15 protein-coding genes and 1 pseudogene are annotated in these 13,452 nt (G+C 37.9%); 13 read left to right on the top strand and 3 right to left on the bottom strand.

What is annotated here, in order from left to right; translation table 11 throughout:
* Positions 1-14: 14 nt before the first annotated feature.
* The 4 genes from G8761_RS15100 to G8761_RS15085 all read left to right on the top strand — a co-directional run bounded on the left by G8761_RS15100 (position 15) and on the right by G8761_RS15085 (position 3,460).
* Positions 15-668 (top strand): ABC transporter permease subunit, encoded by a 654-nt coding sequence (locus G8761_RS15100; protein WP_166028403.1) that lies wholly within the window; start codon positions 15-17, stop codon positions 666-668.
* A 33-nt stretch (positions 669-701) separates the two neighbouring features.
* Complete coding sequence (locus G8761_RS15095) at positions 702-2,300, top strand: M20/M25/M40 family metallo-hydrolase (RefSeq protein WP_166028400.1); 1,599 nt, start codon at positions 702-704, stop codon at positions 2,298-2,300.
* Between the two features lie 128 nt (positions 2,301-2,428).
* Entirely contained in the window at positions 2,429-2,896 is a 468-nt protein-coding gene (locus G8761_RS15090; RefSeq protein ID WP_166028103.1) for a GNAT family N-acetyltransferase, read from the top strand.
* 114 nt (positions 2,897-3,010) lie between these two features.
* Positions 3,011-3,460, top strand: a complete 450-nt coding sequence (locus G8761_RS15085; protein ID WP_166028101.1) for a C40 family peptidase — start codon at positions 3,011-3,013, stop codon at positions 3,458-3,460.
* Between the two features lie 346 nt (positions 3,461-3,806).
* On the opposite strand, the pseudogene G8761_RS15080 reads toward G8761_RS15085, so the two are convergent.
* Both G8761_RS15080 and G8761_RS15070 read right to left on the bottom strand, forming a co-directional pair.
* Positions 3,807-4,649, bottom strand: a pseudogene (locus G8761_RS15080) (tyrosine-type recombinase/integrase).
* A 365-nt stretch (positions 4,650-5,014) separates the two neighbouring features.
* The gene (locus G8761_RS15070) at positions 5,015-5,290 is read right to left on the bottom strand and encodes a hypothetical protein (RefSeq protein WP_166028078.1); all 276 of its coding nucleotides are present in this window, start codon (positions 5,288-5,290) and stop codon (positions 5,015-5,017) included.
* Between the two features lie 249 nt (positions 5,291-5,539).
* On the opposite strand from G8761_RS15070, the gene G8761_RS15065 reads away from it, so the two are divergent.
* The 9 genes from G8761_RS15065 to G8761_RS15025 all read left to right on the top strand — a co-directional run bounded on the left by G8761_RS15065 (position 5,540) and on the right by G8761_RS15025 (position 11,600).
* A complete protein-coding gene (locus G8761_RS15065; RefSeq protein WP_166028099.1) occupies positions 5,540-5,683 on the top strand; it encodes a hypothetical protein in 144 nt (47 codons plus the stop codon).
* A 276-nt stretch (positions 5,684-5,959) separates the two neighbouring features.
* Positions 5,960-6,604, top strand: a complete 645-nt coding sequence (locus G8761_RS15060) for a hypothetical protein (protein ID WP_207789230.1) — start codon at positions 5,960-5,962, stop codon at positions 6,602-6,604.
* The gene (locus tag G8761_RS15055) at positions 6,601-7,263 is read left to right on the top strand and encodes a response regulator transcription factor (protein ID WP_166028094.1); all 663 of its coding nucleotides are present in this window, start codon (positions 6,601-6,603) and stop codon (positions 7,261-7,263) included. Before G8761_RS15060 ends, G8761_RS15055 begins: the two co-directional genes overlap by 4 nt.
* Positions 7,253-8,644, top strand: a complete 1,392-nt coding sequence (locus tag G8761_RS15050) for a sensor histidine kinase (protein ID WP_166028092.1) — start codon at positions 7,253-7,255, stop codon at positions 8,642-8,644. Before G8761_RS15055 ends, G8761_RS15050 begins: the two co-directional genes overlap by 11 nt.
* Positions 8,645-8,782: 138 nt before the next feature.
* A complete protein-coding gene (locus tag G8761_RS15045) occupies positions 8,783-9,466 on the top strand; it encodes a hypothetical protein (RefSeq protein ID WP_166028090.1) in 684 nt (227 codons plus the stop codon).
* Between the two features lies 1 nt (position 9,467).
* Positions 9,468-10,124, top strand: coding sequence for a PspA/IM30 family protein (locus G8761_RS15040; RefSeq protein ID WP_166028088.1), 657 nt, complete (start codon positions 9,468-9,470; stop codon positions 10,122-10,124).
* Between the two features lie 411 nt (positions 10,125-10,535).
* Complete coding sequence (locus tag G8761_RS15035) at positions 10,536-10,712, top strand: hypothetical protein (RefSeq protein ID WP_166028086.1); 177 nt, start codon at positions 10,536-10,538, stop codon at positions 10,710-10,712.
* A 225-nt stretch (positions 10,713-10,937) separates the two neighbouring features.
* Positions 10,938-11,354 (top strand): hypothetical protein, encoded by a 417-nt coding sequence (locus G8761_RS15030; RefSeq protein WP_166028084.1) that lies wholly within the window; start codon positions 10,938-10,940, stop codon positions 11,352-11,354.
* A 66-nt stretch (positions 11,355-11,420) separates the two neighbouring features.
* Complete coding sequence (locus G8761_RS15025) at positions 11,421-11,600, top strand: DUF8096 family protein (RefSeq protein ID WP_166028082.1); 180 nt, start codon at positions 11,421-11,423, stop codon at positions 11,598-11,600.
* A 44-nt stretch (positions 11,601-11,644) separates the two neighbouring features.
* Here the strand turns inward: G8761_RS15025 and G8761_RS15020 are convergent, their stop codons facing one another.
* Positions 11,645-12,850 carry an iron-containing alcohol dehydrogenase gene (locus G8761_RS15020; protein WP_166028080.1) on the bottom strand — a complete coding sequence of 402 codons (1,206 nt, stop codon included), beginning with the start codon at positions 12,848-12,850 and terminating at the stop codon, positions 11,645-11,647.
* Positions 12,851-13,452: the final 602 nt, after the last annotated feature.

Below are 13,452 nucleotides of genomic sequence, written 5' to 3'. Positions count from 1 at the left end.
GAAGGGTGAGGACGATTTTAGATATTTTACTATCCAATTATGAAGTCTTTTTGAAAGCAGCAGGGGTCACCTTAAAGTTAACAGTAACCTCTCTTCTTATTGGAAGTGTGATTGGCCTCGTTTTCTCATTTTTTCGTATATCTTCGAATAAATTAATGAATGGGGCAGCGAAGATTTATATAGGGTTGATACGTGGAACTCCGCTTATTGTACAAATTGCCATACTTTATTTTGGGATGGCTTCGATTATCACATTTTCTCAATTTTGGGCAGGAGCCCTTGCTCTGGCCATTCATAATGGTGCCTATCTGGCAGAGATATTCAGAGGTTCGATTCAATCTATTGATCAAGGACAAATGGAGGCTGGACGTTCACTCGGGATGTCCTATTCCATGACGATGAGGAGAATTATATTACCTCAGGCCTTCAAACGAGCAATTCCATCTTTGGGGAACCAATTCATTATTGGTTTAAAGGATTCATCCCTGGTTGCATATGTAGGAATGACAGAATTATGGGGTTCGGCTTTAAGCGAGGCAGCATCGAATTATCGACAGCTAGAAACATATATGGTTGTAGGACTCTACTATTTGGCAATGGTCATTATCTTTTCCTATTTATTAAGTCTATTAGAAAAGCGTCTGAATGTTTCCGTAAGGCGTTCATAAGATTGTTTCAGGGAGTTGAACGATACCTTGTCCATGAAATGGGAAACACCTCAGCAAATGAAGGATCTCCTAAATGATTTAGTAAAAATCCCAAGTATTACAGGATCGGAGCAAGAGGTTCGCTTTGGGCACGAAGTGTATGGAATGTTACAGGAGCTGCCTTATTTTCGGGAGTTTCCAGAGCAACTAAAACTCCATGCAACAAATGATAACAGGAACATTTTGAGTGCTCTGGTAAAAAAGGAAGGCTGCCGCGATACAGTTATCCTACTAAGTCATTTTGATGTTGTTGCCATAGAGGATTATGGAGCATGGAAAGATCTTGCTTTTAATCCTGATGAATTAACTGCTTCTTTTTATACAGAAAGCAGACAATTTCCTGAGGAAATCCAGAAGGATTTGAAATCCGGGGAGTGGCTATTTGGCAGGGGCACTATGGATATGAAATGTGGACTTGCACTTCATATGTCCCTACTTGAAAAAGCGGCTGCAGGTCACTTTAACGGAAATGTTCTTCTATTAACAGTATGCGATGAAGAGGCCAACTCTGTTGGAATGAGAACCGCCATTCCGATCGTTAATGAGCTGACAAAACAGTACAAGCTAAACTATCGTTTATGCATTAATTCGGAGCCCATGTTTTCTAGTTATCCAGGTGACGAGAATAAATATATTTATTCTGGTTCTTTGGGCAAGCTGCTGCCTGGCTTTTACTGTATGGGCAAGGAAACGCATGTAGGAGAACCGTTTGAAGGGTTAAATTCCAACTACCTTACATCAATGATTACCTGTGATATGGAACTTAACACAGATTTTTGTGAAAATGTAGATGGTGAACGAACTCCGCCACCTACTAATCTATTACAGAAGGATTTGAAAAAAGAATACTCTGTCCAAATACCGGATCGGTCCGTTACCTTATTTAATTTATATCTTATTAAAAAGTCACTTTCACAGGTTCAAAATGAGTTAATGGGGATTGCAGAAAAAGCTGCAAGGAAAATCGAAAAGAAGGTTACGAAACAAAGGGAAATTTTTTCTTATCAACAGTCTAAGGGGATGGACATTCAAGTCCTATCTTTTGAAAGCTTGCTAGAGTATGCAGAGGAAAAACTCGGACAAGAAAAAATAAACGAGCTCTTTGCTTGGGTATTAAGCAATCCAAATCGCGGTGATGACAGAGAACAAACGATTTCATTGATTGATACATTAGCACTTTACTGTAAGGAACTAGCACCAATGATCGTCCCATTTATTGCACCGCCATTTTATCCACCGGTGAATTCCAGTGAAGATACAAAAGAGTGGATCCCTGAACTGATCCAATATGCAAGAAAAACTCACAATCTAGATCTTAAACATCAAAACTTTTTCCCTGGGCTTTGTGATTTAAGCTATGTGACAGCTTCTCCGATACAAGACATCCAGGAAATAACAAGTAATATGCCACTATGGAACAAAGGCTATTATATACCAATGGATATACTTGCTGAAATGCATATCCCTGTAATCAATATCGGCCCATACGGCAAGGATGCACATAAAATGACAGAACGGCTGCATCTCCACTATGCTTTTAAATATACTAAAGAAATGCTCGAATGGATGGTAACCAAAGTTTTTGAAAGTTAATCGAAATATTTCAAAAAGGCGTGAGATAATATTATCACGCCTTTTATTATTTTTAGCAAAAGCAGGAAAACCTCTTTGTTTATGGAATTTAATATTTTTAAACATCCAAACATACATAGGGAGGAATTATGATTTACAGACTGGCTGAAACAAAAGATATTGATCAATTAATTCGAATGAGATGGGATTTTACCTATGAGGATCATAAAGCAAAAAGAATAGATGAAGGTAATTATAAAACTTTTTATGAAGAGTGCTGTAATTTTTTAGAAAGTGCTCTTAATAGTGAGGAATGGTTTATTTGGGTTGCAGAGGATAATGGAAGAATTGTTTCTCATATATACACAGAATTAATACAAAAAGTACCCAGGCCTGGAAGAATTACGAGACCATTTGCATTTATGACAAATGTTTACACTTTAAAAGATTATCGAAATAAGGGTATAGGAAGTATATTACTATCAACCATAAACGAATGGGTGAGAGACGAAAAATATGAATTTGTAATCGTTTGGCCAAGCGATTATGCTATAAACTTCTATAAGAAAAATGGATATGTGCAATGCCAGGAGCCTATGGAATTCTTTCCGAGTTAAATTTTCGGATAAATTTACTAGGGCATGAAATGTAATTGTAACACAGGTGAAATCTTCCTGTTAAACAAATCTTGTAAATTAGGTTTAGAAGAAAACAACAGGGGGAATACAACAATGTTAAAGAAACTTTTATCTATCGGAATTCTTGCTGCAACCCTTGCCACTGGAACATCAACACTATTACCACATAAAAGTGAAGCTGCGTATTATCATACAAAAGCAATTGCTGTCGCTAAATCAAATCTGGGTGTTCATTATGTTTGGGGCGGTATAACTCCAAGAGGCTTTGACTGCTCAGGACTAGTAAAATACTCTTATGCTAAGGCAGGCAAAACACTTCCTCGTACTGCTTCCGAAATGTATACAAAAGGAACTAGAGTTAGCAGTCTAGCTGTCGGTGATTTAATGTTCTTTGCTCCTAATAGAGCTTCAAGACCAACACACGTTGCAATCTACATGGGAAGCGGTAAAATGATTCAAGCTGCTACTTCTCACGGAGTTTCCATCGCATCTACTAGCAATACATACTGGAAACCTCGCTATATCGGCGCTAAAAGAATATAATCGCAATTAATCTGGCAGAGAGAAATCTCTGCTTTTCTTATTTTAATTTACTAATTTACTAAGGTGCGTTAGTCCAAGAAGGATTAACGCTTATTTTAAGAATTAACGCTCATTTAATACCTGAAAAGGCAAAAGAATTTTTGAAAGTCACACTATGATTCGATTTAACAGAAGCGAAATTGTTTAGGAGTTTTTTATTCGTTGCATGAACCAGGCTAACTTCTATTAACACGAATTACAGGGATATTCTGTGCTTTTTATGGGTTTCCTGCTAGATTGAAGGACAAAAACTAAAAAGAACTGTTGGATATAAATTAAAGTACAAGTGCTAGATTTTTCATCTTAGTTAGAAAAATTTCTGATAAAATTCCTGTCTCTGCCTCCCACTTAGTTGAGCATAAATCCGAGTGGTTTCACTTTTTTCGTGGCCCAAAAGACTTTGAATTACCTCAACAGGTGCTCCATTGTTTAGTAAGTGGGTGGCATAACTATGTCTAAGTTGATGGGGATGAATTTCCTTGTTAATACGAGCACGACCTGATATTCGCTTGATCACATATCTCAATTGGTCAATGCTCATTCTATGAGGACTCCGTTCTGTTACAAATAAGGCTGGGTCCTTATCAAGACGTCCGTCTATGTATAGCTTTAGCCAAATTTCAGCTCGTATATTAAAATAGACCTCCCTTTCCTTATCTCCTTTTCCTCTAACGATTACTGAGCGATAAGACCAATTAATGAAATTAGAATCAAGTGAAATAATCTTTCCTATCCTACATCCTGTAGAAAACATAAATTCGAATGAATAGGGCCTTTTCTATAGGTCTAGTACAAGCCTCCCTTAAAAGTTCAATCTCCTTTTCGTTTAAAAACTTCGGGATTTTCATTCCGCTTTTGGTTCTTTTATTTTCGCATCTGGATTAAAGGATATATGACCTTCCTCGTGGCACCACCGAAACAATGACTTCATGAATCGGATTCTGTGTGCCAAACTCGAGGGTTTTAGGTTTTTCCCAGTTTTCGCGAGAAAATCTTTGAGATTATGTGTATTTAGAGTAATTATGTTTGAATCATTGAAATAACGTGTTAGCAGCCTAGCCTGTATTCCATAGGCTTTTAGTGTATAAGGAGAGAAACCCTCAATTCGTTTATTTGCTTCGTACGTATTCCAAGCTTCAGATAATAACAAGTGAATTCCTCCTATTATATAGCTTCTAAGTGGAATTATTGCCAAAGTTATAGAATTATAGACTTAATAAATGCATTAAAATGTTTAAGAACGTAAACGATCTTGAACAAACGGGCAGTTTAGTTAAAGAGAAATTGATAACTCATTTCTATTTGGGAAAATTAGAAATGAGGTGAATTTATTTTGAAAACATTGGGTCTACTGCTCTTTATCATATCCTTTTTTACCTTTGGGTCATTTGAAGTTCTCGCACAACCTAAAGTATATCCTGTGTTAAGTCAACAAGTAGACTCGCCAGAGCTTAGGATTCAGGATATGCTAATGAATTTTTTAAATCCTCATATTGATGAAGCTGTTTGTAATTATTACAAACAAATATTAACAGTAGCTGCAGCATTTTTATCCCCTTCGGCACCTTCACCAACTTGGTTTCCAAGCGCACCGCCTGCAAGACCGCCTGCAACAGTACCGAGTGGTCCAAAAATAGAACCTACCATATCACCCGCAGCACCGCCGCCAACAGTACCCACGGCTTCACTAACATCACTGCCGCCTTGGTTCGTAGCTTTGTTGGCATCTTGGCTTGCGTTTGCACCATTCCCACAACATAATTTGCCCCACCGCCATGGTTTTACACACAATCTTCATCTCCTGCTTCAGTGTCCCCTTTACTGCCTTAAGTATGTTTTATCTGTTCTTAATGGGACCACTAAGTGCAAGAGTGGAGGTCAGGTATCATTAAAAAATTTTTCGTATGAGTCTTATTAGAAACATAACAAACGCTTTCCTACTAGGATTTGGGAAGCATTTTTCTTATTCGACTAACGTGGCTGTTTAGTAGAATAAGATAAACTCCAAATATGTAATAAACCAAACGCAAAGGAGTAATTATGTTTGAATGGCTATCTGAAATTGATGAACCCCGATTATCTGCCAATTCCAAAAATGGTGAATTAAGACCAAAAGGATTGAATCCAGAAGTGACATATTTTAAATGGGTGAAGTTTGCCAGCTTTTTGCTTCCTTTGATGTGATTTTGAATGAACAAGCATTTACTACCAAATGAGAAGCCAATAAGGATTATTAAGGATTATTCTAAGTGAAGTAGTTCCTCATTATAAGGATGTAAAACAATCTTCATTGATGGGAAGTTAAAGGAAATAAACGTAAGAGGCTTAAAAGAAGAATCAAAAAACATACTGGAAAACATTAGATTGTTTTTGTTATTTTTTATCAAATGCCGCTGTTATTTTCACTTTTATTTCACTTTTCACCTCTATGATGGTCTTACCAAATATTCGGAGTTGATAATGATGAAAAAGTGGAAAGTATATATTCCTGCAACAATTATTTTAGTGTTTTGTGGTGCATTAATAGCTTATGAATTTTATGTATCACCAACCGGTGGTTCAGGTCATGGGCCACAGCAGTCAGGCGATCTCGCTCATAAAGGTCAACGTTTTCAGAAAAATTCTCTTCGCGAAATTTTCAATTGGTTTGGTACCATGTCCATTATAGGAGGGGCGATTACTTATTCTTTAGTAAGATTTAAGAAAAAATTAAAATCTCCTTCTCCTTTTATAAAAAAGTTTTCAAAAGCAGTATTCCGTGTGCATAATGTAATTGGTTATGCTATTTTAATTCTCGGTATATCTCACGGCACGTATTATCTTATTACGGAAAAGCTAACAAACAAAGGTGTTCTAAATGGGATAGCCGCATTTATCCTTATTTTAACGGTTGGAGTTTATGGATTTTTAATCAGACGATTAAAAAACAAATACACGAAAAAGGTACATTTCTGGGTAAGCAATGCTTCTCTGACTGCCCTTCTGATTCATGCAGGGGGATCCTTTATTGGACCAGCTATTGGCACGCTGGCAGTATGGGGAATTTTCGAGCTTGCTGAGAAAAATATATTGAAAAAGCGAATCGCAGAGGGGGAAGCTATTTGAATATCCTATTAGCCGAAGATGATACACGACTTGGAAAGCTGATATCACATATGCTGAAAAAAAAGGGAGGCTTCCGTGTCGATTGGGTTGAGCAAGGAGAGGATGCTTATGATTTTACTCTAGCTTCTCATTATGATGTAGTGATTCTGGATTGGATGATGCCGGTGATGGACGGGATTTCAGTTTGCCGGAAGCTCAGGTCTGAAGGATACGGCGGCCCTATTTTAATGTTAACCGCAAAGGATGCCATTCAGGATAGGGTGGAAGGACTTGATGCGGGAGCGGATGACTATTTGGTAAAACCGTTTGAAATGGATGAATTATTTGCACGTATCAGGGCGCTGTCCCGCCGTAATTTTGCTCCCATTCAGGAGGATTCCGTATCATTTAGCCATTTTACACTGAATCGGACGAATAGGAACATAGAGGTCAGGGAAAATGAGGTTCAACTTTCTCAAAAGGAATTTCAATTGCTGGATTTGCTGCTGCAAAACAAAGGGATGGTTTTGACAAGGGAGGTTATCCTCGATCGTATATGGGGTTATGATGCAGATGTATCCTATAAAATTGTGGATGCAACCGTTAAGCTGCTGCGAAAAAAACTGGATGCGGATATCATTCATAGTATTCGAGGGGTAGGGTACAAACTTGAAGGATAATTTACGCAAATTTGTAAAAAGAGTGTTTGGCGGGGATTTGTTAAACCGGACGCAAATGCGTTTAACACTTTATAATAGTGGGTTGCTGATTGTTTTTCTTTGCCTTTTCGCTGGGATTGTCTATTTGCTTTTATATACTGTAATGGCATATCAGGAAAAGCAGACTTTACAGAATTTGATTAATCAAACGGTTTACTATCAAAAAGATGTTGATACCGACACTGGTAATATGCGGGAAGATTCATTAATGTCAGGCAATGAGGAACTCTTTTATTATTCAATTATCAATTCGTCAGGCGAAGAGCTGGCAGGAAATAGCCGAATAGCTCCTATTCAATCCGAAATTACTGATAGAATCAGAGGTTGGATCCCTAGTGAGGGAGAAATACAATCAAAGGAATTTTCCGTTCCGCCTCCTCCTGAAAGAGGGGAAAAGCATGATAAAGGAAGCCATTTTAAAAATCACAACATTGATATCCTGTTTGCCGGCCAGCCAGTTTATCAAGGAAATCAAGTAAAAGAAATTGTTTACGTAGGGATTAATCAAACATCACATCAAAAGCTGCTACATCTTTTTTTATGGATTCTGTTAGGATTAATTCTCTTCTTCTTTCTTGTTGCGTTATGGGTCAGCCACCAAATGGCAAATAAAGCTATGATTCCTGTACGTCATTCTTTCATACGCCAGCGTGAATTTGTCGCAGATGCATCACATGAACTTAGAACACCTTTAAGCGTCATGCATACCTCCCTTGAAGTCCTTGAGTTAGAGGAAGAGGATCATTTTTCTGATTACTCACAGCAAGTGGTGAAGGATATGAAAGATGAAGTGAAACGCATGACAAAACTAGTGGGAGACTTATTAACACTTGCACGAGTTGATTCCGGTGCTTTAAATTTGAACTTAACGAAATTCGATATCGCTCCTTTAGCAGAGCAGCTCATCCGTACTATACAGCCAGTTGCCGCAACTAAAAATATTAACGTGACGTCCAATATTCTTCCCGAACTGCATGTAGTGGGAGATATTGAAAAGCTCAGGCAATTATTTTACATTTTATTAGATAACGCAATTAAGTATACACCTCTGAATGGCCAGGTATCATTAACATTAGAGGTAAAAGACAAACATTGGCTGCTGCGCGTAATAGATACTGGTTTAGGCATTATACCTGAAGATCTGGAGAAGATATTTAATCGGTTTTATCGCGCAGATAAGCATCGTTCCCGTCAATTAGGCGGTGTAGGCCTAGGTCTTTCAATTGCCCATTGGATAGTTTCCGCTCATGAAGGTGCGATATCAGTTGAAAGTGAAATAGGACAGGGAAGTGAATTTATCGTGCGAATTCCTCTTTCCCAGCAGACAGTTGCCACTATATAAGTGGCAGTTTTTTTTGGTTTGGCTAATGTATAAAAGTATTTTATAAACTTTTAAAAAGATTTATTGATTGCCTATTTTTCACTTTTTTTTCTCTTTTCTATTTTATACTCCTAATATCAAGAGGAAAGGGATGATGAAGTGAAAGAGAAGAAGAAAAAAGGCTGGAAGTGGTTCTTCCTGGGGATTGGGTTAATAGTGCTGATCGGTGGAGGGGTCCTATTTGCCTCCATTATTGGGAGGATGTCATTACATAATCTCTCCGTGCCAAAGCAGGCACAAGGTTTTGTTCAGGATACTTTCCAAATAGGCAAGGATTTTGAAGGTGATTTTAATATTAAATCACTTCAGGATCGTGGAAGAGCAGCCCTGGGTGGATTCCGGCAGGGTTCAATTTCCGGAAATCAAAATGGAAATAAAGACCTGCAGGATACAAAATTGGGCCAAAGTGATGAGAAATTTAGTCAGCAGGGGCCAAAATTTGACCAGAGTCGCGGAGAAATGATGGAACATCGGGATGGACATCACGGTGAGGACGGAGGCATTCTCCTTTGGGGATTTGGCGGATTATTTGCCCTGCTGTTTGGCTGGTATCTGCGCAGAGTGAAAGGGAAGAAAGGACTTGGCAATCTATTTATTTTCGTCGGAGTTTTGCCAATCCTACCAGTTATTCTTATCGTCTTTCTAGCTTACTGGTTAGTGAAAAAGATTCGTTCTGGCAAAAAAATCAAAGTGCCTGAATTTATACCAACTTCTTATGAAAACTCAATGAACGCACAGCTTTTGGATGAATGGGAACGCAAACTAAAATTGGAGGGAAAATAATATGACTCTATTTACAAGAATTAAAAACTTAATCACAGCGGATCTTCACGAAGTTTTGGATAAGTGTGAAAACCCCATGACGATGCTACAGCATCACTTGCGTGAACTGGATGGACAGGTGGAGGAGGCCAAGAAAGCTTTATCCCATCAATTCTATCTGGAGAAAAAGTATGAAATATTAATCGCTGCTGCAGAAGAAAATGCTGCAAAGCGAACAAACCAGGCCGAACTCGCAGTATCGAGAGGGGAAGACACAATAGAAAAAATCGCCCTTCAGGAAAAAATTTCAGAGGAAGCAAAAGTACAAATGCTTCGCGACCAGGCTGCAATCACAAAAGCAAACACGGCAAAGCTTGTGGAGCAAATTGAAAAATTAAAAGCAAATTATCAGGATTTCCAATTTAGGAAATTGGATCTTGAATCTAAGGTTCATGCAGCTAAAGCCATTAAGCAGGGACAGAAAATGCTATCAGCATTTCAATTTGAAGGGGCTTCAAAAGGCCTGGCTAAAGCCCAGGAATATGTTTACAAGCTTGAAGCGGAAGCCCAGGCAAGCCAGCATTTTCAAGAGTTCACAACCACACCTGCAATATCTGCTGTTTTTAATGATGAAGTCGAAAAGCAGTTTGAAAGCATAAAACACTTTCAAAATGAGTAGGTTGAAATTTACTCAGAATTAACGTAACACATATTGGTAAAGTGCTTTTGAAGTAAAAGAAAAAAAACTTGATAATTACAAAATTTAAACCTCCAAAATTATTTGGGGGTTTTTAATTTGATTTATTCCTTATAAAATTTAAAGGTATTTAGGGATTAACCAAAATTACAAAAAGCCTATCACGTATGGGTAGCCTCGTCGGAAGAAAATTCAGTGAAAACTGTCTTCTAATACATTAAACCAAAAAATCCGGCCAAATTGATAATATATGATGCAGTTCTTATGTTTTGTTACTTTAATCCTGTGATATTGGATGAACGTCCCAAGGTGGAGATTGAAACTATCATGCGCGGACACCAGACACACCTCAAGGAATTTTACAAGAGCGATCAAAGGTGCGGAGGGATGTTGGTGTCGAAAATGAAGTGGATTTTTACAAAGGTTGAGCGGGAAATCAAGATTATGGACAGCTCTGTGGTCGAAAATAACGAGAAGATAGGAAGTGTGTTCCTTATAGAGGCACTAGACACGGAAGAAGCAATTCGGAAATATAGAAAATCGTCCGATTCACTACTTTATTCAGAGTGAAAAGAGAAATTAACTTTAATGCAGTGTTCCTTTATCGAGGAATTCTTTATTTCTTTTTAAAAACGGGGCTATTTGATTACGGAATAAATTCATAATGGTCATGGAAACGTATATATATGGATGTTAAATAACAATTTTTCAATGAAATTAAATGCACTACACTAAGGGGGGAAAGTTTTTTGAAATGCCCGCAATGTGATTATTTAAATAAAGATAGAGTGCATTTTGGGATGTATCGGCAAAAAATGGAGCTTTCATTACACGGAGCAAAAACTTCTAGTTGAAACAGAAAACACCCTTGATACCCAGATCATTGTAGAAAGAAAAGATTCAAATGAGGATAACATAGATGTGGTATATTATCGATCGAAATCTACGATGAATAATACTGATATAACTAGTCTTAAAAATAAGCCCAGAATGATTTTGGAAGCAAATACACTCACAATAAAAAAGCCGAAGAAATTGAAAATGGACTTTTACCAATTCCAAAATCCATTCCCGGTTGCGCAATTTAATAATGAACATCTTTTCAGTCACAATACTTCCATTTACGGAGGATCAACTGTTTTGTATCTGCATATTCCAAAAGATCTTGAAATTATTGATAAAACGAATGGAAGCATGGAGTTTGTTAAGTAGTGATTTATAAATCTTTTAAAATACGGTATTATTAAAAGAGTGATTTTTAGAAAAGGGGTTTTATCCATGGCTAGATTATTAGAGCCTGAAGAAATCGATGTAAATATTGTCTATGACTTTAAAGAATTCCCTGATAAAAATAGCGGTCGCTGCGATAAATGTGGTAATACTCTTTTTAAAAGTTCAGTTAAAAATGGAATTTTCATGAGAGAATGCAGGCAATGCGGTATGAAGAAAAGTATCTAAAAACGAAATGCACCCAGGGAGGGTGCATTTTTTTCTGCAAAAATTTAAATGGTTATTTGCTCACTTTTCATTGTTGGTTCGGTTAACTTTCCTTCAAAAGCAGCTCTGTAAATCTCTCTAATATCATTCTCTTTTAAAGGATAAGGGCTTCTGGCAAGCAGCCTTTTTTGCTTAACTCCATCCTGGGTCAAGCTTTCAAGAGCCGATTCAGGAATATTGAATTCTGCTAATGTTGCAGGAATGCCGACATCTTTTACAATTCGTTCTAATTCTTCCACACATTTGTAGGATGCTTCTTCTTCAGATAAGTAATTTGAGTTTCCTCCCAAAGCATTTAGGACATCTGCCATTCTAGCTGGACAGCTGTTTCTTATGTAGCCCATTACATATGGCAGCAGGACTGCGTTTGACTCTCCATGTGCAAGGTGGAATTGGCCTCCGAGTGGATAGGCAAGGGCATGGACACCTGCAACTCCTGCATTAAAAAAGGCGAGGCCAGCAATATAGCTTCCATGGCTCATATCAATCCTGGCCTGTTTATTGCTGCCGTTTTCTACTGCTTTACGAAGCGAACGAGAAATAAGCCTGATCGCCTGAAGAGCTAAACCGTCAGAAATCGGGCTAGCATTGACTGACAAATAGGCTTCTACTGCGTGAGTCAATGCATCAATACCTGTGGCAGCCGTTACACGCGGAGGGACTGAAACTGTCAGCTCTGGATCCACTATTGCGACATCCGCAAGTAAATTATCATGAGTTACCACATCTTTGGTTGTTTCAAGTGAAAGAACAGAAATGTTGGTTACTTCCGAACCGGTTCCTGATGTGGTAGGAATGAGGATTTTAGGAATCCCTTTTTTCTCCACCTTTTTGGTGCCTGTTAAGTTTAAATAATCTGCAGCAGGTCCTTCATGCACAGCCAATACTGCGGCTAGCTTAGCTAAATCCAGAGCACTTCCGCCGCCTACACCAATCACCATTTCAAATCTACCCTCTCTTGTAAAAGAGACCAGTTTTTCGCCAATTTCCAGTGGTGGTTCCGGAACAACGTCCGTATAAACTGTCACCTGGTATCCATGGTCTTTTAAAGGAACAGTAACCCGTTCGACAAGGCCGATTTTTGCAAGCATAGGATCGGTTACAACAAGTATTTTTCTAGGTTCATATTTTTCCACCTCAGGGACTAGCAGCTCAAGCGAACCCCAGCCTGTATAGCTTAGTGGCGGAAAAACCAATTTTGAAAAACTCATTTATCTTCCTCCTAAGTGGATTTGCTGTAGCGCTTTCATTTATATTTTACCTGAACTTTCCGTAAGCTTAAAGCAGAGCAGCTTAAGATTATGTAACTGGAAAAATAATGAAGGAGGAAATTCATATTTGTTGAAGTATTAATAGGGAGATCAACTAGGAAATTATTAAAGCGCCAGGACAAGACTTTCCTTGTTTGGTAAAAGTCCATGAAACGATGGATTTGCTTTAGTGAAACTTGAGGAAGATGAAAGAAAACCTTTTTACCATTGATGAGTTTTTCATCATGAAAAGATACCGCAAGGCAGGGTAAATTGGTGGTTAAAGAAATTTTAAGTTTAGATAAAGGCACGTTGGGGGTCTTTGAAATGTCCCGGCCATAGGAGAAAAAAATCGGGAATACACAGCAGGCAAATTCACAGAAAAAGCTGAAGAGGGAAAAAGAGTGACACAGGAGTTTAATATTTTTTGTGTTATTGAGATCATTCAACCCAATAATGGATTCCGTTTGTTCTCAAGAGAGCTTTTTAAGAACTTTTAAACTGGTAAATGAATAGAGTTTATCCTCAAGAGGCTCTATTAATAGCTTATTAGACATTATTTG

It is taken from the genome of Neobacillus terrae (genome assembly GCF_011393025.1).
Taxonomy (GTDB): domain Bacteria; phylum Bacillota; class Bacilli; order Bacillales; family Cytobacillaceae; genus Neobacillus_A; species Neobacillus_A terrae.
This window is presented reverse-complemented; position numbering and strand designations above follow the sequence as displayed.